Annotated in this window: 22 protein-coding genes and 1 tRNA gene; 17 read left to right on the top strand and 6 right to left on the bottom strand. The window is 54.9% G+C overall.

Annotated features, from left to right (window positions below):
* Positions 1-140 precede the first annotated feature (140 nt).
* From AC14IB_RS08695 to AC14IB_RS08710, 4 genes are all read left to right on the top strand, one after another.
* On the top strand, positions 141-1169 hold the full coding sequence (locus tag AC14IB_RS08695; RefSeq protein ID WP_484231507.1) for an AraC family transcriptional regulator: 1029 nt from the start codon (positions 141-143) through the stop codon (positions 1167-1169).
* Positions 1166-2023 (top strand): formyltetrahydrofolate deformylase, encoded by an 858-nt coding sequence (gene purU, locus AC14IB_RS08700; protein WP_484231508.1) that lies wholly within the window; start codon positions 1166-1168, stop codon positions 2021-2023. Before AC14IB_RS08695 ends, purU begins: the two co-directional genes overlap by 4 nt.
* A 12-nt stretch (positions 2024-2035) precedes the next feature.
* Positions 2036-3283: an MFS transporter gene (locus tag AC14IB_RS08705; protein ID WP_484231509.1), complete on the top strand. Its 1248-nt coding sequence runs from the start codon at positions 2036-2038 to the stop codon at positions 3281-3283.
* Positions 3284-3354: 71 nt separating this feature from the next.
* A complete protein-coding gene (locus tag AC14IB_RS08710) occupies positions 3355-3531 on the top strand; it encodes a sulfurtransferase TusA family protein (protein ID WP_484231583.1) in 177 nt (58 codons plus the stop codon).
* Here the strand turns inward: AC14IB_RS08710 and AC14IB_RS08715 are convergent.
* Positions 3513-4907, bottom strand: a complete 1395-nt coding sequence (locus tag AC14IB_RS08715; protein ID WP_484231510.1) for an MATE family efflux transporter — start codon at positions 4905-4907, stop codon at positions 3513-3515. The two genes, AC14IB_RS08710 and AC14IB_RS08715, sit on opposite strands and share 19 nt — an antisense overlap.
* Positions 4904-5770: an NUDIX hydrolase gene (locus AC14IB_RS08720; protein ID WP_484231511.1), complete on the bottom strand. Its 867-nt coding sequence runs from the start codon at positions 5768-5770 to the stop codon at positions 4904-4906. Before AC14IB_RS08720 ends, AC14IB_RS08715 begins: the two co-directional genes overlap by 4 nt.
* 87 nt (positions 5771-5857) lie before the next feature.
* Here AC14IB_RS08720 and AC14IB_RS08725 point away from each other — a divergent pair, with 87 nt between their 5' ends.
* Together AC14IB_RS08725 and AC14IB_RS08730 are read left to right on the top strand one after the other, a co-directional pair.
* On the top strand, positions 5858-7027 hold the full coding sequence (locus AC14IB_RS08725) for a 4-phosphoerythronate dehydrogenase (protein WP_484231512.1): 1170 nt from the start codon (positions 5858-5860) through the stop codon (positions 7025-7027).
* A gap of 44 nt (positions 7028-7071) precedes the next feature.
* Positions 7072-8481, top strand: a complete 1410-nt coding sequence (locus AC14IB_RS08730) for a high affinity choline transporter 1 (protein WP_484231513.1) — start codon at positions 7072-7074, stop codon at positions 8479-8481.
* On the opposite strand, the gene AC14IB_RS08735 is transcribed toward AC14IB_RS08730, so the two are convergent.
* Positions 8429-9409, bottom strand: a complete 981-nt coding sequence (locus AC14IB_RS08735; protein ID WP_484231514.1) for a fatty acid desaturase family protein — start codon at positions 9407-9409, stop codon at positions 8429-8431. The genes AC14IB_RS08730 and AC14IB_RS08735 overlap by 53 nt on opposite strands.
* A 136-nt stretch (positions 9410-9545) precedes the next feature.
* Between AC14IB_RS08735 and AC14IB_RS08740 the strand changes: the two genes are divergently transcribed.
* Together AC14IB_RS08740 and trhO are read left to right on the top strand one after the other, a co-directional pair.
* Entirely contained in the window at positions 9546-9857 is a 312-nt protein-coding gene (locus tag AC14IB_RS08740) for a BolA family protein (RefSeq protein WP_484231515.1), read from the top strand.
* Positions 9850-10764 carry an oxygen-dependent tRNA uridine(34) hydroxylase TrhO gene (gene trhO, locus AC14IB_RS08745; protein WP_484231516.1) on the top strand — a complete coding sequence of 305 codons (915 nt, stop codon included), beginning with the start codon at positions 9850-9852 and terminating at the stop codon, positions 10762-10764. Before AC14IB_RS08740 ends, trhO begins: the two co-directional genes overlap by 8 nt.
* 59 nt (positions 10765-10823) lie before the next feature.
* On the opposite strand, the gene AC14IB_RS08750 is transcribed toward trhO, so the two are convergent.
* Positions 10824-11390 (bottom strand): YecA/YgfB family protein, encoded by a 567-nt coding sequence (locus tag AC14IB_RS08750; protein ID WP_484231517.1) that lies wholly within the window; start codon positions 11388-11390, stop codon positions 10824-10826.
* An 86-nt stretch (positions 11391-11476) separates the two neighbouring features.
* Here AC14IB_RS08750 and recQ point away from each other — a divergent pair, with 86 nt between their 5' ends.
* On the top strand, positions 11477-13297 hold the full coding sequence (recQ, locus tag AC14IB_RS08755) for a DNA helicase RecQ (RefSeq protein ID WP_484231584.1): 1821 nt from the start codon (positions 11477-11479) through the stop codon (positions 13295-13297).
* A gap of 2 nt (positions 13298-13299) precedes the next feature.
* The gene (locus AC14IB_RS08760) at positions 13300-13908 is read left to right on the top strand and encodes a M48 family metallopeptidase (protein ID WP_484231518.1); all 609 of its coding nucleotides are present in this window, start codon (positions 13300-13302) and stop codon (positions 13906-13908) included.
* On the opposite strand, the gene pbpG is transcribed toward AC14IB_RS08760, so the two are convergent.
* Positions 13895-14986: a D-alanyl-D-alanine endopeptidase gene (pbpG, locus tag AC14IB_RS08765; RefSeq protein WP_484231519.1), complete on the bottom strand. Its 1092-nt coding sequence runs from the start codon at positions 14984-14986 to the stop codon at positions 13895-13897. The two genes, AC14IB_RS08760 and pbpG, sit on opposite strands and share 14 nt — an antisense overlap.
* A 218-nt stretch (positions 14987-15204) precedes the next feature.
* On the opposite strand from pbpG, the gene AC14IB_RS08770 reads away from it, so the two are divergent.
* From AC14IB_RS08770 to AC14IB_RS08800, 7 genes are all read left to right on the top strand, one after another.
* Positions 15205-15843, top strand: a complete 639-nt coding sequence (locus tag AC14IB_RS08770; protein WP_484231520.1) for a response regulator — start codon at positions 15205-15207, stop codon at positions 15841-15843.
* 44 nt (positions 15844-15887) lie between these two features.
* The gene (gene uvrC, locus AC14IB_RS08775; protein WP_484231585.1) at positions 15888-17735 is read left to right on the top strand and encodes an excinuclease ABC subunit UvrC; all 1848 of its coding nucleotides are present in this window, start codon (positions 15888-15890) and stop codon (positions 17733-17735) included.
* A gap of 42 nt (positions 17736-17777) precedes the next feature.
* Positions 17778-18338 carry a CDP-diacylglycerol--glycerol-3-phosphate 3-phosphatidyltransferase gene (gene pgsA, locus AC14IB_RS08780; RefSeq protein WP_484231521.1) on the top strand — a complete coding sequence of 187 codons (561 nt, stop codon included), beginning with the start codon at positions 17778-17780 and terminating at the stop codon, positions 18336-18338.
* A gap of 135 nt (positions 18339-18473) precedes the next feature.
* Positions 18474-18549 (top strand) — tRNA-Gly (locus AC14IB_RS08785).
* Positions 18550-18641: 92 nt separating this feature from the next.
* A complete protein-coding gene (gene murI / locus AC14IB_RS08790) occupies positions 18642-19454 on the top strand; it encodes a glutamate racemase (RefSeq protein ID WP_484231522.1) in 813 nt (270 codons plus the stop codon).
* A gap of 97 nt (positions 19455-19551) precedes the next feature.
* Positions 19552-21129 carry a glycerol-3-phosphate dehydrogenase/oxidase gene (locus AC14IB_RS08795; protein WP_484231523.1) on the top strand — a complete coding sequence of 526 codons (1578 nt, stop codon included), beginning with the start codon at positions 19552-19554 and terminating at the stop codon, positions 21127-21129.
* A gap of 47 nt (positions 21130-21176) precedes the next feature.
* Positions 21177-22040 carry a M48 family metallopeptidase gene (locus AC14IB_RS08800; RefSeq protein WP_484231524.1) on the top strand — a complete coding sequence of 288 codons (864 nt, stop codon included), beginning with the start codon at positions 21177-21179 and terminating at the stop codon, positions 22038-22040.
* Between the two features lie 12 nt (positions 22041-22052).
* Here AC14IB_RS08800 and AC14IB_RS08805 read toward each other — a convergent pair whose 3' ends face one another.
* Positions 22053-22775 carry a glycerophosphodiester phosphodiesterase gene (locus AC14IB_RS08805; protein ID WP_484231525.1) on the bottom strand — a complete coding sequence of 241 codons (723 nt, stop codon included), beginning with the start codon at positions 22773-22775 and terminating at the stop codon, positions 22053-22055.
* Positions 22776-22882: the final 107 nt, after the last annotated feature.

Raw genomic sequence — 22882 nt, forward strand, 5'->3', positions numbered from 1 at the left:
GCTGTCTCCAGAAAGCATTAATAACGAGGCAAGAGTAATGTCATGAGTGTAGCGAGCCAGCATGCAGCTTGCGTCAGCTTTTGTTACCCTTGCGACAGCTTATTTTAGCTCCCCCACATTTCTGCCGAGTCGGATACCTGATGTCGATGCGCCCCGCCAACACCTTGAGCCTTGCCTACGTGCAGCGTCTGCTGGCGGGTGCTGTGCGCCAGGGCTCCTCACTGGCGGAGCTGTTTAGCCTCGCGGGGCTTGATCCAGCACTTCTGGAAGATGCCCATGCCAGCATTAGCAGTGCGCAGCTGATACGTCTGATTCAAACCGCTATGCAGCAAATTGGCGATGAATTTATTGGCTTGGCCAGTACGGGACGCTCCAAGCCCGGCAGCTTTGCCATGATGGCCTATGCGGTCATTAACTGTATTAATTTAGAGAAAGCGATACGACGCTCGGTGGCGTTCTATGAACTTTTTGAAACGCCGGTGCAAACGCGTTTCGAGATTGTTAATAACGAAGGCCATGTGTACTTTGAAGTGCGACGAGACACGGAGTTTTCCGTGACGGTGTATGAGGTCATGGCGTTTGTCTCGGTGAGATTTTGGAGCTGGTTAGTGGGGCGACGGCTAGATCCGCTCGTTATTGAATTTGCTTTCGATGCCCCGCCCAGCTCGCAAGAATTTGAAAAACTGTTTCGCTGCCCGGTGAACTATGGCATGGAGGCGAATGTCATTCGCTTTCCCGCGGCTTGGCTGACCTTGCCGCTGGCGCAAAACACCCTGTCGTTGTCGCATTTTCTAAAAGACTCGCTGGCGCGCATTATTGGCGGCCAAGCGCGACCAGAACGCTTAACGGATCGTGTGCGTAGTCTGCTGGGGCGGGAGTATGGCAATCAGTTTCCTGAGCTGACGGACATTTGCCAGCGACTGAATCTCACGCCGCAAACCTTGCGTCGTCGTTTAAAGGACGAAGGCACCAGCTATCAAATTATTAAGGATAAAATGCGCGAAGAAGCGGCGCGTTTTTATCTCGCTAAACCCACACTTTCCATTGACGAGATTGCCCTCATGATGGGCTACTCAGAAGCCAGTGCATTTCATCGCGCCTTTAAGCAATGGACAGGTATGACCCCGGCCGCCTGCCGCCGCCAGTTATTGGAAACCTCTGAATCATGACCGACACCACCGCACGCTTGTTAATTAACTGTCCTGATGCGCCGGGCATCGTCAGCGCGGTTTCGAGCTTTTTGTATAACCACGGTGCCAACATTACCGATCTCGATCAGCATGCGACCGCTCCCGAAGGCGGCACGTATTTCATGCGCTTGGAGTTTCAAACCGGTAATTTGAGCTTAAACCGTGAGTCCTTAGAGCAGGCCTTCCAGACTTCTGTAGCGGCACGTTATGGCATGAAGTGGCACATCAGCTATGCCGCAGAACGGAAAAAAATCGCGGTGCTGGTGTCTAAGCACGACCACGCCATGATGGAGCTGCTCTGGCGTTGGTCGCGTGGCGCCTTGCCCTGCGACATCGTGGCGGTGATCAGTAATCACGATGACTTACGCCCGTCGGTGGAAAGCTTCGGCGTGCCGTTTCATGTCATTTCGGTCACGGCAGCAACCAAGGTCGAGGCGGAAGCGCAAATCGAGCAGTTGCTCTGCGGTGTCGATTTAATTGTTTTGGCGCGCTACATGCAAATTCTCAGTGCTGACTTCACCGCACGCTGGCCGCACCGCATTATCAATATTCACCATTCCTTTTTGCCGGCTTTTGTGGGGGCTAACCCCTACCAGCAAGCGTATGACAAAGGCGTGAAGCTCATCGGTGCCACCGCGCACTATGTGACGGCGGATCTCGATCAAGGCCCGATCATTGAGCAAGATGTAGAACGTGTGTCGCATCGTGATGAAGTGCCGACCCTGCGTGAAATGGGCCAAGACGTGGAGCGCCAAGTCTTGGCGCGCGCGGTACGCTGGCATCTTGAAGATCGTATTCTGGTGCACGGCAACAAGACCATCGTTTTCGCCTAACGGAAGCAGCCAATGTCTTCATTGCCCTCACGCCTGGGTTTATTGCTGTGCTTATACCTCGCTCAAGGCGTTCCTTTTGGCGTGTATACGCAGGCACTTCCGGCCATTCTGCGCACCTACGATGCGCCATTGTCGCTGATTAGTATGAGCGGTTTGTTGGCCATTCCGTGGGCTTTAAAGGTGTTCTGGTCTCCCTGGGTGGATCGCTACTATTGGCCACGCCTAGGCTATCGGCGGAGCTGGATTTTGCCCATGAACCTGGGCTTGATTGCCGTTTTGGTGGTCATGGCCAGTTTCAATCCTGAGTCTCTGCGCGAGCCTAGTGGCGTTTACACCTTACTTGCCTTGTTGTTTCTGGTGAACCTGTTTGCGGCCACGCAAGATATCGCCACCGATGGATTGGCCGTTCGTATCTTGGGTGCTCACGAGCGCGGCCTAGGTAATGGCATTCAGGTCTCGGCTTATCGCGTCGGTATAATCGTGGGCGGCGGCTTATTGTTGGTGGTCTTAGATACTTGGGGCTGGCAGTCGGCCTTTGGCGGTCTCATTGCCATCTCGTGTTTATTGTTGTTGCCGGTCTTATTTTTACGCGAACCCACGATTTTGCCGGAAGCCGCAGCGGCCTCGCGTGAGCCCTACAGCTCGGCCTGGCGTAGCTTTTTTCAGCGCCCAGAAATCAAGGGCTGGATTTGGGTGCTGGTGACCTATAAGGCCGCAGAGTCCTTGGGCTCCGCCATGGTCAAGCCCATGATGGTGGATATGGGTATTTCCTTGTCGCAAATGGGCCTGCAGGTGAGCATGGTGGGCTCCGTCACGACCATTACCGGAGCGTTGCTTGGCGGTTGGTTAACGGAGCGATGGGGACGACGTCGGGCCATTGTCTGGTTTGGTTTTCTGCAGGCATGTACCTTCGCTTGTTACGCCTTGCCAGCCTCAGGTATGGGTGTGTTGGGCCTGTCGCCCACCACCACGGTAGTCACCATTAATGCGGTGGAGCACTTTATGGGCGGCATGGCGATGGCTGCACTGCTTTCGGCGGTCATGGATCGCGCCCGCCAAGCCCATGCTGGCGTGGACTTTACGTTGCAGGTCAGCTTGTTGGCGATGTTTGGCGGTATGTTTTATTTGCCTGCGGGCTTTCTCGTGGAGCAAATTGGATATACCCAGCACTTTTTAATTAGCGGACTTGCTGGCATCGCCTTGCTTTTGCCTGCCTGGCGATTCACTCGAGAACCAGAACAGCTGCGGTCAGGGGGTTAACGGTGCTAGAGACGCCTTTAGCAAATGAGCCGTGGTTGGATGCGCGCGGGCTGAATTGCCCTGAGCCGGTGATGATGCTGCACAAACGAGTGCGCGAGTTGGCCAGCGGTGAGCACTTATGGGTTTGGGCGACCGACCCATCTACCACGCGGGACATCCCGAAATTTTGCCACTTCTTAGGGCATCACTTGGTGCTCGCCGATGAGCCGGAGCCCGGTTTATATCGCTATCAGTTGCGAAAGGGCTGAGCGCTAAACGGCAAGTTATCCAAGCGAAAACTCAGTTGGCGATTGAGCAGCCAAGCCGCCACGGCAAGCCCGAGCACTAAGCCGGCCCAATAGCCTTGCGCCCCCCACGCCTGACCCAGCCAATCGGTGCTGCCCGCGATGTAACCAAAAGGAATGCCAACGCCCCAGTAGGCCAGCAAGGTGAGCTGCATCGGGCTGCGTGTATCTTGAATGCCACGTAAGCAACCCGCCGCCCCGACCTGAAGGGCATCGACGATTTGATAGGCCACCGCAAACAACAGCAGCTGAACCGCTAAATCGACAACCGCAGGGTCTGTGCTGTAGAAGCGCACGATGGGCTCTCGCAACAGCAGTAACATCAGTGCGGTGCCACAGGCCATGAGTGTCGTCGTGGTGAGTCCAACGCGACGGGTTAGGCGCAGGGCGGCCAGATTTTGTGCGCCATAATGATGACCGCAGCGAATCGTCAGGGCTAACGCCAGGCTCAGTGGCAGCATGAAAATAACCGAGGTGACCGACAGCGCAATTTGATGGCCGGCCACGGCGATCTCGCCGCTGGGGCTGACTAAAATGGCGACCAGCGCAAACGAGCTGACTTCAAAGAAAATGGCGAGTCCGATAGGAAAGCCCAGCTTGGCGATATGCAAAATTTCAGGCACATGCGGCGGTGTCCACACGGTGAGCAAGCGCGTCTTTGCGAATGCCTTAGTTAGCAACACGTAGGCTAGGAGCACTAAGGTCATAGACCACATCACCACCGCTGTGCCCCAGCCGCAACCTGCACCGCCCATGGCGGGCACGGTCCAACCCAAGAAATTGTCGCTGCCGTACATAAAGAAGCGGTTTGCCAATACGTTCAGGCCGAGGCCCAGCAAGCTAATGAGTGTCACCGGTAATGGCCTGGCTTGAGCTTCGCAGTAGCAACGCAGCACGAAAAAGAAAGCCACCGCCGGCATGCCCCAAGACACGCCGTACAGATAGTCTGCGGTTTCAGCATGCAAATGGTCGGGCATGCCCATCCAGCCCAATAAGGGCGGCGAGGCTTGAATCAGTAGCAGCCCGGTGATGCCCACGAGTGTAGCCAGCCAAAGGGCTTGATGCGTGATGATGGCGATGCGTTCGGGCTGCTCAGCGCCTCTGGCTTCGGCGACTAAGGTGGTGGTGGCTAACAGGGTGCCAGTCGTTAATAGATACAGCGGCAGCCAAATGCTGGCACCCAAGGCCACCGCAGCCAGATCCAAGGGAGACAGCTGTCCCGCCATAATGGTGTCTATCAGGCCATAGCCCGCCTGGGCAAACTGACTGATCAGAATAGGGCCGGTTAACGCCGCCAGTAGTCTAAGTTCTTGCTGCCATGACACGGTGGGGCGACTCATAAAACGCTCAATGATCCATAGCCTAAGCGGCCCAATTCCTGCGTAATGGCGGCGTTATCGGCGCCAAAATAGCGTTGTCGCAAGAGCCCGCTAAGAACCACTAATCCTGCATCCCAGGTGAACTCACCGGCTAAGAGATGTTGCAGAACGTGGGGAATGCTCATGCGTTCCAAGCTAGCCACTTCGCCATCTTGATTTTGCGGCTGAAGGTGTGCGGGCAGCCACAGATCATGCACGGCCACGAATTCATCTTGTACGCCTTCAGGGATGCGGCGATGAATATGCAAAAAATGAAAGGGCGCGGGTGGATGCTTGAGCGATAAACCTGCCTCTTCCCAAGCCTCACGCGCTAGGCCTGTGGCGATGCTTTCACCGGCAGACAAGCCGCCTCCAACCAGATTGTCGAGCTTACTGGGATCCACGAATTTATGACTGCTGCGGCGTGCGACCCAAAGCTCAGCACCATTCACCGTGGCTACCCACGCATTGAGATGCACGGAGGGCGTTTGCAGGCCGAAGGTTCGAAACGCGGCGCGCTCTAGGGTTAAAAAAACCTGCCCGTGCCGGGTTAATTGCATGGCTTCATCGCGCCAATTTTGCAGCAGTCCTTGTTGTTTCATGGCCTTCGCATAGGTTTGCAAAAGCGCACTGCGGTGGTCATGGCTGCCATCACTGGACAGCAGCACCTCACGGCCATTCATTCGGATACGCGGGCGATCAAGCGCATAGAGCGCTTCAGCAACCTGAGGCCGGACCCAACCGACTGCCTCGCCATCCAGCACAAGACGCAATTCATTGACGGCCTGAAAGCGCGGCTCTTGTTGTAAGAAAGACATGATTTGTGCCGCGAGAGGTGCCGCCATGGAAAAACCTGCATGTCTGCTGAAACGAGGCCTGCAGTGTAGCAAAGTGAGGTGGCATACTTGCGTTTTCGCCATGAGGTTTGCGTTATGTCGCGCCAACAAATAACGGTCGTTGCCGATGACAACATGCCCGGCGTCGAGGCGTGCTGCGCGCAGATTGCCGGCGTTGACTTCCGTGTTGTGCGTCGCCCCGGTCGCGAGTTAACAGCAGCCGATGTGGCACAGGCAGATTGGTTATTTGTGCGCTCAATAACCCCGGTCACGTCGGGCTTGCTGGCGGCTACCCGCGTGCGCTTTGTGGGTACTGCAACCATAGGTACGGACCACCTAGACATCCCTTGGCTGAATCAGCAGGGTATGGCCTGGTCGGCTGCGCCAGGCTGCAATGCGCGTGCGGTCGCCGAGTGGGTGTTGACCCTGTGCCTGCGACTTGCACAAGAGCAGCAACAGCATTTGGCGGGTAAAGTCTTGGGGATTGTTGGGCTGGGCCATGTGGGCCGCTGGGTAGCGGACCTGATGTTGCCCCTCGGCCTGCGCGTGATTGCCTACGACCCATTAATAGCCACTGAAGCATGGCCCGTGCATGGCCGTGTACAACCGGTGAGTTGGGCTGAGTTATTGGCAACGGCCGATATCATTACCATTCACACGCCCCTCACGAGACAGGGTCAATTCCCCAGCTTTCATCTATTTAATCAGGCCGCATTGGCGCAAATGAAGTCCAGTGCCTGGTTAATTAATGCGGCGCGCGGCGCAGTCATTGACCACGATGCCTTGCTAAGTGATCTGCAGCACAACGGCCGCGTGGTGGCCTTAGATGTTTGGGAAGGAGAGCCCCACATTCGACCCGATGTGTTGGCCTTGGTGCGCTACGCCAGTCCCCATATTGCCGGCCATAGCTTAGAAGGCAAATGGCGTGGGACCTGGCAAATTGTGCAGGCGGCTGCAGCGAACGAAGGTTTGACCCTGACAGGTTCACTGCAGGATGTTCTGCCTACGATCGGAGCCGAGACCCTGACGTGGCCCATGACGGGTGACACAGAGGCCGATTTGCATGCGCTAACGGCGCAACTCGTGGATCAAGCTGGGGATGATGAACGCCTTCGGGCGTCGCTCCATGAAAGTCAATCCAGCATGGCTTTTGATGCGCTGCGTAAACACTATTCGGTTCGACGCGAATTTCCGGCACATCGCTTGCAAACAGTAAGTGATGAAACGTCGCGTAAGTTGCTTATCGCGCTCGGTTTCTGCTGTTAGCATTCGCAAAATTTTCGTGTCCTCTCTGTTGGGAGCCTGATTCCATGCTGAGCGCATTTGTTATTGGTTATTTGGTGGTATCCATTGCAATTGGCTTGCTGGCCAGCTTGCGTGTCCACAACTCGCGGGATTTCGTATCCGCTGGACGCAGTCTGCCACTAAGCATCGTGACCGCCACCATGTTTGCCACCTGGTTTGGTTCAGAGTCTGTGTTGGGCGCGCCACCTACTTTTTTGCAGGAAGGGATTGGCGGTATTGTGGCGGATCCTTTTGGTGCAGCATTTTGTTTGATCTTTGCCGGGATGTTTTTCGCACGAGCATTGTATCGCCGCAACATGCTCACCATTGGCGATTTCTTCCGGGAAAAGTATGGACGTGAAGCTGAAGTTATCGCGTCTACTGCCATTATGTTGTCTTATTTGGGCTGGGTATCGGCGCAGCTCATTGCGCTGGGCGTGGTCTTCAGCAGTCTGAGTCAAGGTGCCATCACCCATGATCAAGGCATCATGATTGGTGCAGCGATTGTGGTTTTCTACACGATGTTCGGTGGCATGTGGTCAGTGGCTATGACCAGCTTCGTGCAAATGCTGGTCATCATTATTTCCCTGTTAATTATTGCTTGGGTAGTTGCAGACAAAGCGGGCGGCGCCATGGTCGTTGTTGAGCACGCGCGAGCAGCGGGGAAGTTTGAGGGCTTTTGGCCGGAGTGGAATTTGCCCGCGGTTCTGGCCTTTGTCGGGGCATTCGTTACCTTGGCGTTGGGCTCAATTCCGCAGCAAGATGTATTTCAGCGCATGAACTCTTCGAAAACTGAAGGCATTGCCGTGGCGGGATCTATCCTAGGCGGTGTGGGCTATTTGGTGTTCTGTATGGTGCCCATTTTCCTAACCTATGCCGCCGTGGTGATTGATCCGGGTCTGGTAAGTCGCGTCATTGCCGTTGATGCGCAACAAATCTTGCCTACCTTTATTCAAACGGATTTGCCGTTAATTATGCAGGTGCTTTTTTTTGGCGCTTTGCTGTCGGCCATCATGTCCACGGCATCAGGCACGTTGTTAGCCCCATCCACCGTATTCACTGAAAACTTGCTCAAGCCGTTGCTGAAAACACAAAGCGACCGTCAGTTTCTGTGGATGCTGCGCAGCGTTGTCGCCGTGTTCGGTGTCTTGATTACCTGGTTTGCCGTAAGGTCTGATGCCAGCATTTTTGAGATGGTTGAGAATGCTTACAAAGTGACATTGGTGGCGGCTTTTGTTCCGCTCACAGCAGGTATTTATTGGCGATATGCGAATCGAGTTGGGGCATTGTCTTCCATGGTGGCAGGTATCGCCGTATGGCTAACCTTGGAAGCCTTCGCTCCTGAAGGGATTTGCCCGCCACAGTTGGCGGGCTTATTTGCGGCTATTGTGGCAATGCTGCTGGGCTCTTGGTGGTCGCGCGCTGCAAAATGCTGAGCAATCGATCAGACTGATTTTCTGCGGGAATCACGCCTTCTTTTGCCAAGATGGCGTGTAACTTAGGCAAGTTCCAGCATGGCGTAGTTGGCATGAAATGATGCTCTAAGTGATAGTGCTCGTTATGCGGCGCGAACCACAGCTTCTCATACCAGCGTGCATTGGACGTACGGGCATGAAGTAACGGGTTGGTGCTAAGTGGCTCGGCCACAACAGCATGGTCGGCAATTTGGCGAATGCGCATGCAAATCGGCAAAATGAAGATGAATGCGGTCAACCACAGCAGGTAGAGCCAGCCATTACCCAGCGCACTCAGCGTGGCCACCATGACGACTTGCCAAAGCAGGCCAACATGGCCATGGTTTTTAATAAAAACACGTAAATAACCCGGAATGCCCTGTGGCGCTGGCTCGACACGCACCACACGACCCGTTAATTCATAACGCCAGTAACCAGCGGCCATGCCCATTAAACCGAGCACGGACTTCAGACCGGTGAGGCCTGACGCATCTCTCCATAGTTTGCGTCTCAGGCTGCTGGGCGCAACAGGATATTGTTCCGTCATGATGAGGTCTGGATCGTCGACGGTGCCGGCTAGGCGATGATGGGTCATGTGATAGGCACGATAGCCTGGCATGCTCTGCAGGATGGGCTGAGCACACAGATATTCGCCAATAAAATCATTGAGTTTTGCAGACGCAAATAAAGACCGATGGGCTGCTTCGTGTTGCAAGATGGCGAAACCAGCTTGTGCCGCAGCCAGCAGCAATAGGCTGACCACAAAGGTGAGCGGATGAGGCCAGAGCAGGCTTAACGCAAACGCTAGCAGGATTAAGCTCCAATCCTTGCCAACCTCTAGGCTGCCACGCCAGTTTGATTTGGTATTCAAGGCTGCCCGTTGTTCCGGAGTCAGTTTAAAGTGGGACATTTTATTACTCATAAAAGTTAAATAAGAAAAGATATGTAATAAATAGGGTCAGTTTAGCGCGAATTAACGCATTTGCAAGCGGTCACTGATTTCAGCCTCTATAATTCGCGCCGATGTCTTTTCAGTGGAGCCTTTCATGTCCCGCCAAGCCCGACTGCATAGCGTGCTGCAGCAAGCGTTTAATCCAGACTTTCTGGTGGTCGAAAATGAGTCCCATAACCATGGTGGCCCAGCCACCGAAAGCCACTACAAGGTCACTTTAGTGTCGGCGGCATTCGTGGGCCTGCGGGCGGTGGCTCGCCATCAGAAGGTTTACGCGTTGACTCAAACGGAGATGACCCAAGGCCTGCACGCGCTAGCGTTGCATGTGTACACCCCGGAGGAGTGGGCTCAGGTTGGCGCAGCTCCGGCTAGTCCGGCTTGCATGGGGGGCAGTAAACATGACTGAGTCGTCGCAGTTTGTGGTGGCTGCGCTCTATCACTTTGCGCGTTTAGACAATTTCCGTGAAATGCAGTCGCCTTTGCTCGCGCTCTGTGAGGCGCAAGGGATTCGCGGCACGTTGCTGTTAGCGCAAGAAGGTGTGAATGGCACGATCTCAGGTTCCCGCGCCGGTATCGATGCCGTCTTGGCGTGGTTGCGATCAGACCCTCGATTAGCGGCGCTAGAACATAAAGAATCGCTCAGCGACCGACATCCGTTTGTCCGTTTGAAAATTAAGCTGAAAAAGGAAATTGTGACGTTGGGCGTTCCGTTTGTGGATCCCACGGCGGTTGTCGGTACGTATGTTGATCCCACCGAGTGGAATGCGCTGATTCAAGACCCTGAGGTTATCGTTATTGATACCCGCAACGATTATGAAGTCGCGATTGGAACGTTTCAGGGCGCTGTTGACCCGAAAACGCAAACCTTCCGCCAGTTCCCGCAATACGTGGCGGCGCAGCTAGATCCGGCGAAACACAAAAAAGTCGCAATGTTTTGCACCGGGGGCATTCGTTGTGAAAAAGCATCGAGCTATATGCGCCAGCAAGGTTTTGAGACGGTCTACCACCTCAAAGGCGGCATTCTGAAATACCTCGAGGAAGTACCTGCCGAAGACAGTTTGTGGCAAGGCGAGTGTTTTGTTTTTGATGAGCGTGTGGGTGTGACTCACGGCTTGGCCGAGGGTGTTGCTGAGCTGTGCTATGGCTGTCGTCGTGCCATTACGCCTGAAGATAAGCTCGCGCCTGGCTATGAAGAGGGCATTAGTTGCCCGGCGTGTCATGACAGTTTGAGTGAGCAGCAGAAGGCGCGATTTGCCGAGCGTAAACTGCAGAAGAAACTAGCGGCTGAGCGAGCGTCGGGCCTGCGCAAGTGAGGCTTGCTGGCAAGGCCCGGCGTGTTGCGTCGCGTCAGTGCAACGTAGTCGACAACAACTCAGGGGTTAGCGGGCGCGTGGAACAGCAGATACAGCTCGGTGATCAGATCTGGAATCGATGCCGTCATGTCTTTCAGCAGCTTCTTGTCGCGTCGCAGCGTTTGCAGGTCATCGTCTTCGATCAAGTCCGACAGCACGACCATGGGCAGGGTCAGGTCAGCAATGTCGTCTTCGCTGCCGGCGTACCAGCGGTCTTCATCCAAGAACAGACCTTCCATGAAACCCACACACCAGTCACTCAGGCTGTTGGGCTCATCCGGATCGGCAATCAGCGGGCAGGGCAGTTCCAAGCGGGAGCCGTGGTAAAGCACGGCATGAATGCTTTTTTGCCAGGCTTCGAGTTGCTGCTTCAGTACGCTCAATTGGCCGGCATCTATGCTGCTGGCCTCATCTTCGAAAAAGGCGGCAAACGCATCAGTGTCGAGCTTGCCACGCGGGCCCACGGTAATCGCGGTGAGAAAGCCGTGAGCGCCATGAAAATCCAAGCCGTGTTCATTAGCTTCGCTATCGAGAAAGTCTTCCAACGCATTCAGAGTGCCAGTCGGCAAGGCGTATTGTTCGTGCATGATGTTCTCCAGGACTATGAGGCTGATTGTAGTGCGGCAGCGCAATGGAATGTGAGGTTTCCTGCATGAAGTCCCTGCAAAGTGATTTGCTGGCTCAGGCCCGCGAGGTCTTACAACATGTTTGGGGCTATGACGATTTCCGTAGCCAGCAAGCCGACATTGTGACGCGAGTGGCTAGCGGCGAGGATGCGTTGGTGCTCATGCCGACCGGCGGAGGTAAGTCGTTGTGCTATCAGGTGCCGGCGTTAATGCGCCCAGGCACCGCCATTGTCATATCACCCCTCATTTCGCTGATGCAGGATCAGGTCGCGACCTTATTGCAGCTGGGCGTTCGCGCAGCGTATCTGAGCAGTTCGCTGGACGCTTATGAGGCCAGAGCCATTGAGTCGCAGTTGCTCGATGGCAGTCTCGACTTGCTCTATATGGCCCCCGAGCGCTTGGTGACCTCGCGTACGCTGGATATTTTGCAGCGCACCCCCATCTCATTATTTGCCATTGACGAAGCCCACTGTGTATCGCAATGGGGGCATGATTTCCGCGCCGACTATCTGGGCCTGTCTGTGCTGGCTGAACAGTTCCCGCAAGTGCCTCGACTGGCCTTGACCGCAACAGCTGACCTGCGAACGCGCGCCGATATTAAGCGTCTCTTACGACTGGAAAACGCGGAGGTCTATCTCAGCAGCTTTGATCGTCCCAATATTTTTTATCGCATCCTGCCGCGCCTAAATGCCCTAGAGCAGCTCACCGATTTTATTAAGCGTGAACACCCGTCGGATGCCGGGATTGTCTATTGCCTTTCACGCGCGAAGACTGAAAAAGTCGCCGAGGCGTTGCAGGCGCGAGGCTTTCCGGCGGTGGTTTATCACGCTGGGTTACCGGCTCACGAGCGTGAAGCCAACCAGACCAAATTCCTGCGCGAAGAAGGGGTGATTGTGGTGGCTACCATTGCTTTTGGCATGGGCATTGACAAGCCCAATGTACGCTTTGTGGCGCACTTGGATTTGCCGAAAAGTTTGGAGGCCTACTATCAGGAAACCGGTCGTGCGGGTCGCGATGGTTTGGCCTCAACAGTCTGCCTGTTCTACGGCTTGCAGGATGTGATTAAGCATCAACAAATGTTGGCGCAATCGGAGGGTAGTGAAGAGCACAAGCGTCATGAGCGCCGACGCATAGATGCCATGCTTCAGCTATGCGAGACCACGGATTGCCGACGCCAGCTCTTATTGCGTTACTTCGATGAGCACATGCCCAAGCCCTGCGGCCACTGCGATATTTGCGCTGAGCCGGTAGCGACTTGGGATGCCACCGAGCCCGCACGGATGGCGTTGTCGGCGGTCTATCGCACCGGCCAGCGCTATGGCGTGGAGTATGTGGTGGAGGTGTTAGTCGGGAAACGTAGCGACCGTATTCTGGCGAATCAACATGAGCAGCTCGCCGTGTTTGGTCAAGGCCAAAGCCTAAGCCTTAAAAGTTGGCGCAGCCTGTTCCGACAGCTTTTGGCAAAGGGCTTGTTGCTGGTTGATGGGGAAGGCTTCGGTACCTTAAGGCTTGCACCCGAATGTCGGCCTCTGCTGAAGGGCGAGGTGAGTTTGGCTTTGCGCCAAGATAAAGACACGCTCACGGCGCAACGTCGTAGCTCATCAGCCAGCCGTGCCAGCCAAACCTTGGACGCAGCCGATCAACCCTTGTGGCTCGCACTCCGTGCCCTGCGCCGTGAGTTAGCCTTGGCGCAAGGTGTGCCACCTTATGTGATTTTCCATGACAGCACGCTCATGGCCATGGTCGAGCATATGCCCCTCAGTCTGAATGAAATGCGCCTCATTGGAGGCATAGGCGACAGCAAGCTCAGTCGCTACGGTGATGACTTCCTTGCAGTGATTCGGAAGCACGTTGATGCCATGGTGTAACCATGAGCTGCCCTGAATACGCCTTGATTCGCAGTGCTCGGCGCACCTTGGCGATTCAAATTCGTCGCGATGGTCTGGTGCAGGTGCGCGCCCCTTTACGCATGCCCACCACGGAAATTCATGCGTTTGTAGTGAGTCGGCAGGCATGGATCAACAGGCATTTAGCGGAAATTGCAGCGCGGCGTTGCGAAGAAACGGAAAACGTGACCGAAGATGTGTGGTGGCATTTGGGCGAGGCGCTACCGCTTCATATACGCAGCGAACTGCAATGGCAGCAATGGCAGCGAGAACAAGCGCTCGAGCTGTTGCCAGCACGTTGTATGGCTATCGCTAAGGCGTTAGGCCCGCGATGGATACCCACTCAGATTAAGCTCAGACGCATGCGCTCTCGCTGGGGTAGTTGCTCTTTGAAGGGCGATATCACCCTTAATACGCTGCTCATGCACATGCCAATGCCGTGCATTGACTATGTGATTTACCACGAGCTTTGTCATTTACATGAGTTTCATCACGGCCCTGCATTTTATGCATTGCAAAGCCATGTGAATCCAGATTGGCCGTCGCAGAAAAAAGCGCTCACGGCCTTCGCGGGCCGTATTAAGCCCCTTTAACGCGTTCTAGCCATTGCTTAACGCGATTGGCGTCACCAATGCGCGTGTACTTGCCCCAAGAGTCCATCAGCACAATGACCACGGGTACGTCATGAATACGCGCCATCATGACCAAGCAACGACCGGCCTCATTGATAAAGCCGGTTTTCGATACGCCGATATCCCATTCGGGTTCTTTCACCAAGGTATTGGTGTTTTTGTATTGCAGGAGTCGGCCGCGGCTATTCACTTCATATTTGGGTGCAGTCGAGAAGGCACGAATATCGGCATAGCGATAGGCCGCCTGCACCAGTTTGACCAAATCACCTGGGGTAGAGATGTTGTCGCCATTTAGGCCAGTGCCATCAAAAAAGCGTGTGTGCATCATGCCCAGCTTGGCGGCTTTGCGGTTCATCGCGGTGAGGGCTGCTTTAGTGCCACCTGGATAGCTGCGTGCAAGGGCAGCCGCTGCACGGTTTTCCGAGGCCATCAGTGCAATCAGCATCATGTCGGCACGCGTTAGGGTAGTTCCTACGCTAAGCCGAGAGTGGGTATGTCGCAGAGTGTCTACATCGTCTTGGGTGATGGTGACAGGATCGTTCATGTCCAGCCCGGCATCCAGCACCACCATGGCAGTCATTAGCTTGGTGATTGAAGCAATCGGCATGGTTTGATTGTAATTTTTGCCATAGAGCACTTCGCCTGTTTTGGCATTGGCGATGAGCGCAGCACGGGACTGCACTTCAAGCGGAATATTCACGCTATTGTGAATTTCAGCCGGGGCTTGGCGTCGTTCTTGCGCGGCTAACTCGGCTGCTGTTAATGCGGCAGCGGCAACCGCAGCGGTCTTGGCCACGCGCTTGGTACGCGATGATTTTTTCTTTGCAGCCAGTCGTTTCTTGGCGGCAGCACGCTTCGCGGCGAGTTTTTTGGCAGCAGCTTTCTTAGCTTTGGTGGTTTGGGCGGATTTAGAGGATGTGGCGGCTTCGGCATTTGGGGAAATGGCGACGGCAGGCATGGCCACGGCTAGCGTGAGTAATAGCGATAAAACAAAGCGGTTGAGCCTACGCAGGGCGAGGCGCAAAGAGATAGAAAACATGAGCGAAAAACCTTTACGAATAATAACCAGATATGCTGAAAAGTAGGGACATAAAAAAGCCCGCAGCCTATCCAAGAATTGCTCAGCAGCGTACGACATAGGGCCTCTTTGGTCATGGCCGTTACGACGAATTGCGAGTGCTATATTTTTAACACAAGTGCAAGTCGTTAAGATAGCGTGATGCTGGTTGATAACGTCCGTTTGGTATTGAGAAAAATATGAGCATTCGCGTCGCCTTAGTTGATGATCATGCACTTATTCGCCTCAGCCTGTCGCATTTGTTGGCAGATGTTCCTGGCATTGAAATTCTTTGGTTGGCAACCTCCGGTGAGGAGGCATTACAGCGCGTAAAAGAAGACGCGCCAGACGTGTTGCTGTTGGATTTAGATATGCCTGGCATGGGCGGGCATGAAGCGGCGTTGCGTCTTCTGAAACAGGCCAAGGATGTGCGCATTGTTATGCTCAGTGTGACCGATGAAGGCCCATGGCCAGCGCGACTTTTGCAAGCAGGTGTCACTGGCTATATCAGTAAAGGCGCGGAGCTAGATGAGCTGGTTATGGCCATTCGCCGTGCCGCTATCGGCAAGCGCTACATTAGTCCCCATCTGGCGCAGCAACTTGCCTTACAACCCTATGTGCCAAATCAGGCAGAGAACCCCTTCGATCAGTTGTCAGAGCGCGAGATGCAGGTGCTGTCGGCACTAAGCAGTGGAAAGCGCGTTCAAGATATTGCTGAACAATTGTGCCTGAGCCCCAAAACCATCAGTACTTATCGCGTGCGCTTGTTGCAAAAAGTAGGGGTCGATAACGATATGGCGTTGGCGCGATTGGCGCTTCAGTTTGGCGTGATGTTGTGAGTGATCTTGACGTATCCATCCTGCCACCTCGTGGCGATGACGATATTCGCTTAACGCAATTAAAAGAAATTATTCGAACACTGCCCGTGCAGCCTGGCATTTATCGCATGCTGGCTGAGGATGGCGGCGTACTCTATGTCGGCAAAGCCAAGAGCCTAAAGTCGCGTGTCAGCTCGTATTTTTTGAAGCAGGTCTCAAGTCCAAAAACACAGGCCTTGGTTGCGCGCATTCATCATCTTGAAGTGACCATTACGGCATCGGAAACCGAAGCCTTGCTTCTTGAGCAGACGCTGATTAAATCGCTGAAGCCGCCGTACAACATCTTGTTGCGGGACGACAAAAGCTATCCCTATTTATTTATTTCCGAAGGCGATTCGTGGCCACGTATTGCATTTCATCGCGGCACACGCACGCAAGCGGGCCGTTATTTCGGACCATTTCCCAGTTCAACGGCGGTTAGAGAAAGCCTGAATTTGCTGCAAAAGCTGTTTCAGGTGCGCCAGTGCGAAGACAGCACGTTTCGCAACCGCGATCGACCCTGTTTGCAATACCAAATCCAGCGCTGTCGTGCGCCCTGCGTGGGCTATGTCAGTGCGGAAGACTATCGCAGTGATGTCACCAACACGCGACGTTTTCTCGAGGGTCGCAACGAAGAAGTGACCGAAGATTTGATTGCGCGCATGAGCATGGCGTCGGAGTCCATGGCGTTCGAGCAGGCGGCGGTCTATCGCGATCAGCTCACCGCCTTGCGTCGGGTGCAAGAGCAGCAATTCGTGCTTAAGGATGTGGGCTCTGTCGATGTTTTTGCCGTGGCAGCTCAGCCGGGTGGCGTGTGTGTGCAGGTCCTGTTTGTACGTGAGGGGCGCGTGCTTGGTACCAAGGCGTATCAACCCGCCGTGTTTGGTGAAACGGCACCGGCCGACATTCTCGAGGAATTTTTGCCTTCGTTCTATTTGCAGGGTGCTTTGTCGGAGGGGGGCGGTCGTGATTTGCCGCGCGAGATCATCACGTCGGTGGAGCTGCCCGGCGCTGAGGTCTTGGCCGATGCCATCCGGCTGCAATACGGCCGCGATGTGGAGATTAAGTCGCGGGTACGAGAAGCACGGGCAGCATGGGTTGAGATGGCGCAGCGCAACGCCGATGCCGGATTGATGGCCGGTTTAGCCAATCGCAGCCATATCGCCAAACGCTTTGCAGCGCTTCAGTCTTTGCTGGAGCGCGAAGCGCCGATCACACGCATGGAGTGCTTTGACATTAGTCACACCATGGGCGAAGCCACGGTGGCATCTTGCGTAGTGTTTGATGGCCAGGGCCCGAAAAAGAGCGATTACCGTCGCTTTAATATCGAAGACATCACCCCCGGAGATGATTATGCCGCGATGCACCAAGCACTGACTCGACGTTACAGTCGATTGGTTAAGGGAGAGGGCAGCTTGCCCGATATTCTCTTTATTGACGGTGGCAAAGGCCAGCTCACGCAGGCCATTGAGGTGCTCGACACCTTAGGTATTAGCTTGGGTGTCAGTGGTGTGCAACTCATTGGTATTGCCAAAGGGGAGGGGCGCAAACCCGGACTGGAGACGCTGCACTTTCCTGATGGCGATACGATAACGCTCAATGCCGACTCGCCGGCGCTACATCTGATTCAGCAAATTCGCGACGAGGCCCATCGATTCGCCATTACCGGCCACCGTCAGCGCCGAGATAAGGCGCGTAAAACGTCAACATTGGAAAGTATTGAAGGCGTTGGGCCTGCTCGCCGAAAAGCCTTAATTCAGCATTTTGGCGGCTTACAGGAAGTACAGCGGGCGAGCGCACGCGATATCGCCAAGGTAGCTGGGATTAGCGAGTCTTTGGCACAGACGATCTATGCTGCCTTGCACAGTCATTAAACTTACGGGATAGTCGCTTACTCACTACCCGAGGAGACGGTGTTGCCTGCACGTCCACTGTGGAACATTCCCAATATTTTAACTGTCTCGCGAGTGGCGCTGATCCCCGTCTTGCTCATCGTGGCCTATGCCCCAATCGCCTATCGCAATGAAATTGTTGCGTTTATTTTTGCGTTTGCGGCGATTACCGACTGGCTGGATGGCTATTTAGCCCGCATGTGGGATCAAGGGTCGGCATTTGGGCGCTTCTTGGATCCGGTGGCCGACAAACTCATGGTCGCGGCCGCACTGATTTTGTTAGTGGAATGGAACCCTCACGTTTTTATGGTGGTGCCCGCGATTGTCATTATTTCGCGTGAGATCACCATCTCGGCCTTACGCGAATGGATGGCGGAAATTGGCCATCGGGCACAAGTGGCCGTCAGCCAAATTGGCAAATGGAAAACTGCCGCACAAATGGTGGCGATTACCGGCCTGCTTTGGAATGAACCTCATCTCATGGGCTTGGCGTGGGGTCTGCTGTATGTGTCGGTGGTTTTAACCTTGTGGTCGATGTGTATTTACTTGGCCGCCGCCTGGCCCTCCTTACGACAAGCCGATTAAGTTCGCACCATTGGCGTAAATTTGTGCAGTTAGCACGCATAGCAGCGACCTGTGCTTGACACACGGTGTTGGCAACCTACAATGCGCGCCTGTCTCGTTAACTCACTGCCAATGAGACAGCTGCCAAAGCAGTAAGCGGGAATAGCTCAGTTGGTAGAGCACGACCTTGCCAAGGTCGGGGTCGCGAGTTCGAGTCTCGTTTCCCGCTCCAATTATCCGAAACGCCGACCATTGTGTCGGCGTTTTGCTATCCTGCGTTTGGTCACAACGATCATGCTGATGACGCCCACAGGATTTGCTCCGATGCCCGCACCCAAGCGCTCCGCCCGTTCCCCGATTGGTGTTTTCGATTCCGGTATTGGCGGCCTGACCGTGGTGCGCGCGCTCATGGAGCGATTGCCCTTCGAAGATATTATTTACTTTGGCGATACCGCACGCGTGCCCTATGGCGTGAAGTCGGTGGAGACCATTCGCAGCTTCACCACGCAGATCGCTGACTATCTGCTAGAGCGCGACGTCAAGCTGCTTATCATCGCCTGTAATACCATGGCCGCCGTCTCGGGCGATGCCGTGCGCGAGCGCTCACCGGTGCCGGTGCTGGATGTGATCGATGCGGGTGCGCGTGCAGCAGTGGACATCAGTCGCAAGGGCATTGGTGTGATTGGTACGCCGACCACCATCAACTCTAATGCCTATGCGCGCAATATCCATGCGCTGAATCCTGATTTGCATGTGTACTCGCAGGCCTGCCCGCTGTTTGTGCCCTTGGTCGAGGAAGGCTGGCTCGATCATGAGGTCACGCGCCTGACAGCTAAAGAATATCTGAAGCCCGTTTTTGTTGAATCGATTGATGCCCTTGTGTTGGGCTGCACCCATTACCCGCTGCTTAAATCCTTGCTGCAAGAAGTGGCTGGCCCTGGCATTAAGCTGGTGGATTCAGCCATCACTATTGCGGAGCAAACGGCGCGCGTGCTCACTGAAATGGATATGCATAACCCGCAACGTCAGCAGCCGGAATATCGCTATGTCGTGACGGATGTGCCGCTGCGCTTCCAGACCGTAGGCGGGCGTTTCTTGGGCCGAGAGCTCACCCAATTAGAGCAAGTGCTCTGGTAAACGCGCGCCTGACTTGTCAGTCGTTCGTTCGTCTGATTTGTCGGCTTTAAAGCACTAATATAGTGGCCTTCGCACGCTCATTTTGGGTAGGTCACGCATGTCGGTTTTGGATGTACGTCAGCAGCAATGGCAGTCTTTGCCTCATCATCTGTGGGATTTGATCATCATCGGTGGTGGCATTACAGGCGTGGGTGTTGCTCGCGAAGCAACGCGTCTGGGGCTGAAAACCTTACTGATCGAACAAACCGACTACAGCTGGGGCACCTCCAGTCGATCCTCGAAAATGGTCCATGGCGGACTGCGCTACATCGCTCAAGGTGAGATACGCCTGACGTGGCATTCACTCACCGAGCGCGAGCGTCTGTTGCGTGAAGCTCCTGGTCTAGTGGAGCGCATGGGCTATTACTTTGCCCACTATCGTGGCGTTTTTCCTGGACGTTGGCCATTCCAAGTGCTGGTCATGGCCTATAACTTTCTGGCCGGCGTACGTGATCACAAGTTTTATAAGCGCCTTGCGTTCCTGAAGCGAATCCCCGGTCATCGCCAAGATAATTTGCAGGGCGCGTCACGTTATACCGATGCGCTCACCGACGATTCGCGATTGGTGCAGCGCGTGCTTGATGAAGCGGTGGCTGAAGGCCTGACCACACTCAACTACATCAAAGCCACAGATCTCGTCATGGCCGGTAGTCGCGTGGCGGGGCTTCGCCTGGAGGATCGTGTATCGGGCGAGCATGCCGTGGTTAGTGCCAAGTGCGTGATTAATGCCACAGGCGCGTGGGCAGATCGCTTGCGCCAGAAGCTGGTCAACGAAGTGCGTGTGCGTCCGCTACGTGGCAGCCATTTGGTTATCTCTGCTCAGCGGCTGCCCTTAACCGAAGCGCTCATCTCTCACCATCCCGATGATGGCCGTGTGGTGTTCACTTACCCGTGGGAAGGCCGAACCATTATTGGCACCACGGACTTGGATCACCGCACAGATATGGACATCGAGGCCGTGCTCAATGTGGATGAAATGCACTACATGTTGCGTGGCGCGAATGCCCAATTTCCCGATGCAAACTTAGGCGTCGAGGACATTATTTCCACATGGTCGGGCGTTCGCCCCGTGGTGAGTGCCGGAGACGGTAGCGACCCCTCAAAGGAAAGTCGTAGTCACAGTGTCTGGGATAATCAGGGCTTAATTACCGTGACCGGTGGCAAGCTCACGACCTTCCGTTTAATTGCCTTGGATGCCTTAAAGCTAGCGGCCCCTTACCTCGGTATCCGCGTTAACGATAAACGACTCGCCGTATTTTCAGCGCCAAACCCGGGTGCTGCTCCTGCCGGCATGGCGCAGAACGTTTTTGCACGACTCGTCTCGCGCTTAGGCATTCACACGCGTGCTTTCCTGACAGAAATGCCGGCGGATGAAATGACGCCCGTGGCGGATACACAAACTTTGGTGGCAGAGCTGCGTTGGGCCTGTCGTCACGAGCAAGTGGTGCATCTGGATGACTTGTTATTGCGTCGTGTCCGGCTGGGACTGTTGCTGCCGCAGGGGGGGTTAGATGCTATCCCCGCATTAGATAAGATTTTGGCTGAAGAGTTGAACTGGTCCACAGATCAAATTTCGCAGGAGCGTGTACGCTATAGTGACATTTGGCAGCGTTACTATTACTTGCCGAGCGCTTAACGCCCATGCGCGTGGCGTAAAGCAGTGACTTTTCAGGAGCTTTACCAATGACTTTAACACTGCAAATGAACCGCACCTGGCTGCTGCCGGTGGCGCTTCTGATGACACTGAGCGCATGTACCACAACGACTCAGCAGGGGGCAACGGGCATTAAGCGTCAGCAGCTGCTGCTTTTGCCTGCCAATCAAGTCGATGCCATGGCGTTAGAGTCCTACCAGGCTGAACTGACGAAAGCCCGTGGAAAAAATTCTTTAAATACCGATAAGGCTAACCTCGAGCGTATTCGCCGCATTGCCGACCGTTTGATTCCGCAGGTCGCCGTGTTTAGACAGGATGCTTCCGGATGGAAGTGGGAAGTGAATCTCGAGACACGCAACGAGCTCAATGCCTATTGCTCGCCCGGCGGGAAAATCATGTTCTTCACCGGGATCATCAATCAGCTCAAACTGACCGATGACGAGATCGCAGCCATCATGGGGCACGAAATGGCGCATGCGCTTCGCGAGCATGGCCGGGAACGTATGTCGCAGGCCTATGCTCAGCAAACCGGTTTGAGTCTGCTCGGAGCCATGACGGGGATGTCAGCTTCTACGGGGCAGATGGTGCAGGTCGCTGCTCAGCTTGCACTGACGTTACCGCACAGCCGTGGCCAAGAGTCTGAAGCCGATATCATGGGCTTAGAGTTGCTAGCGCGAGCCGGTTTTAACCCCAATGCCTCGGTCAGTTTGTGGCAAAAAATGGCGCAAGCCACTGGGGGTGGCCAAGGTTCGTTTACCAGTACTCACCCCTCGAGCAACGAGCGTATTGCCAATTTACAGGCCGCTATTCCCAAGGTTATGCCGCTCTATGAACAAGCGCGTCGTCAGCCTGCACCTACCCGCATGATGGTGCCGAGAACAGCAGCTCGCTAAGGTCGTTGCCGATTAAATAAACCAGCTCAGCGCCTGAGTGGGGATGTCGGTAATTAGTCCATCGACGCCCATGGCTGCCAATGCATGGGCTCGCTCAGCATCATTTACCGTCCACGTGGACACCATTAAGCCCGCAGCATGGGCTTGAGCCACTAATTCGGCCGAGCAGCGGCTGTGGTGAGGGCCTAGCGAACTGGCGCCCACGGCTTGCGCCAATTGGATGGCATCACCGGCAAAGTCGGCTTCGAATAAGAATCCGCGAGGAATGTGGGGCGCTGCCGAGAGCATGCCGTGCAAATATCGGGGATTAAACGACGTGGTCCGTGCTCGTCCTGCCAACTGATGTTGATCCCATAGCTGTGGTAGCTTTTCGCGAACCACCGCCTCATGTTCTGGGGTTCGAGCCTTCACTTCCAATTCGATGTGGGTGAAGCCAGCCAGCAGGGTCAGAACGTCGGTTAGCCGGGGGATGCCTTCACGTGTGGGCCATTGCGGGAAATGCTTGTGGCTGGCATCGAGTTCAGCAAGCGCCCGTGCCGTCAGTTCATGCACGCTGCCTGAGCCGAGACTGGTGCGCTTAACATCGGCATCGTGAATCACCACAAGCTCGTTGTCGGCACTGACTTGGATATCAAACTCCACCGCACGGATGCCTAAATTGTGTAAGTGTCGGAAGCCACTCAGGGTGTTCTCCGGCGCTTCGCCGCGAGCGCCACGGTGTCCAATAATGAGCATCTCTAATATCAACCGTAGTAAGTGATCATTGCGTCGTGAACGATAGTGTAGCTATCTTCGTTAAAGCCGTGTGACGCTGATCAGGAGCTGTGGTCTAATCGCCACCA

The sequence above is a fragment of the Perlucidibaca sp. genome (assembly GCF_057084925.1).

Bases quoted from the DNA above. Each gene is read 5' to 3' on its own strand.
- AC14IB_RS08750 (WP_484231517.1), bottom strand. From the start codon at position 11,390: ATGCACGAACAATACGCCTTGCCGACTGGCACTCTGAATGCGTTGGAA.
- AC14IB_RS08715 (WP_484231510.1), bottom strand. From the start codon at position 4,907: ATGAGTCGCCCCACCGTGTCATGGCAGCAAGAACTTAGACTACTGGCG.
- AC14IB_RS08805 (WP_484231525.1), bottom strand. From the start codon at position 22,775: ATGCTCATTATTGGACACCGTGGCGCTCGCGGCGAAGCGCCGGAGAAC.
- AC14IB_RS08760 (WP_484231518.1), top strand. From the start codon at position 13,300: ATGAGCTGCCCTGAATACGCCTTGATTCGCAGTGCTCGGCGCACCTTG.
- AC14IB_RS08800 (WP_484231524.1), top strand. From the start codon at position 21,177: ATGACTTTAACACTGCAAATGAACCGCACCTGGCTGCTGCCGGTGGCG.
- AC14IB_RS08695 (WP_484231507.1), top strand. From the start codon at position 141: ATGTCGATGCGCCCCGCCAACACCTTGAGCCTTGCCTACGTGCAGCGT.
- AC14IB_RS08725 (WP_484231512.1), top strand. From the start codon at position 5,858: ATGTCGCGCCAACAAATAACGGTCGTTGCCGATGACAACATGCCCGGC.
- AC14IB_RS08770 (WP_484231520.1), top strand. From the start codon at position 15,205: ATGAGCATTCGCGTCGCCTTAGTTGATGATCATGCACTTATTCGCCTC.
- AC14IB_RS08740 (WP_484231515.1), top strand. From the start codon at position 9,546: ATGTCCCGCCAAGCCCGACTGCATAGCGTGCTGCAGCAAGCGTTTAAT.
- AC14IB_RS08795 (WP_484231523.1), top strand. From the start codon at position 19,552: ATGTCGGTTTTGGATGTACGTCAGCAGCAATGGCAGTCTTTGCCTCAT.
- purU (WP_484231508.1), top strand. From the start codon at position 1,166: ATGACCGACACCACCGCACGCTTGTTAATTAACTGTCCTGATGCGCCG.
- AC14IB_RS08730 (WP_484231513.1), top strand. From the start codon at position 7,072: ATGCTGAGCGCATTTGTTATTGGTTATTTGGTGGTATCCATTGCAATT.
- AC14IB_RS08720 (WP_484231511.1), bottom strand. From the start codon at position 5,770: ATGGCGGCACCTCTCGCGGCACAAATCATGTCTTTCTTACAACAAGAG.
- murI (WP_484231522.1), top strand. From the start codon at position 18,642: ATGCCCGCACCCAAGCGCTCCGCCCGTTCCCCGATTGGTGTTTTCGAT.
- pbpG (WP_484231519.1), bottom strand. From the start codon at position 14,986: ATGTTTTCTATCTCTTTGCGCCTCGCCCTGCGTAGGCTCAACCGCTTT.
- trhO (WP_484231516.1), top strand. From the start codon at position 9,850: ATGACTGAGTCGTCGCAGTTTGTGGTGGCTGCGCTCTATCACTTTGCG.
- AC14IB_RS08710 (WP_484231583.1), top strand. From the start codon at position 3,355: ATGATGCTGCACAAACGAGTGCGCGAGTTGGCCAGCGGTGAGCACTTA.
- AC14IB_RS08735 (WP_484231514.1), bottom strand. From the start codon at position 9,409: ATGTCCCACTTTAAACTGACTCCGGAACAACGGGCAGCCTTGAATACC.
- AC14IB_RS08705 (WP_484231509.1), top strand. From the start codon at position 2,036: ATGTCTTCATTGCCCTCACGCCTGGGTTTATTGCTGTGCTTATACCTC.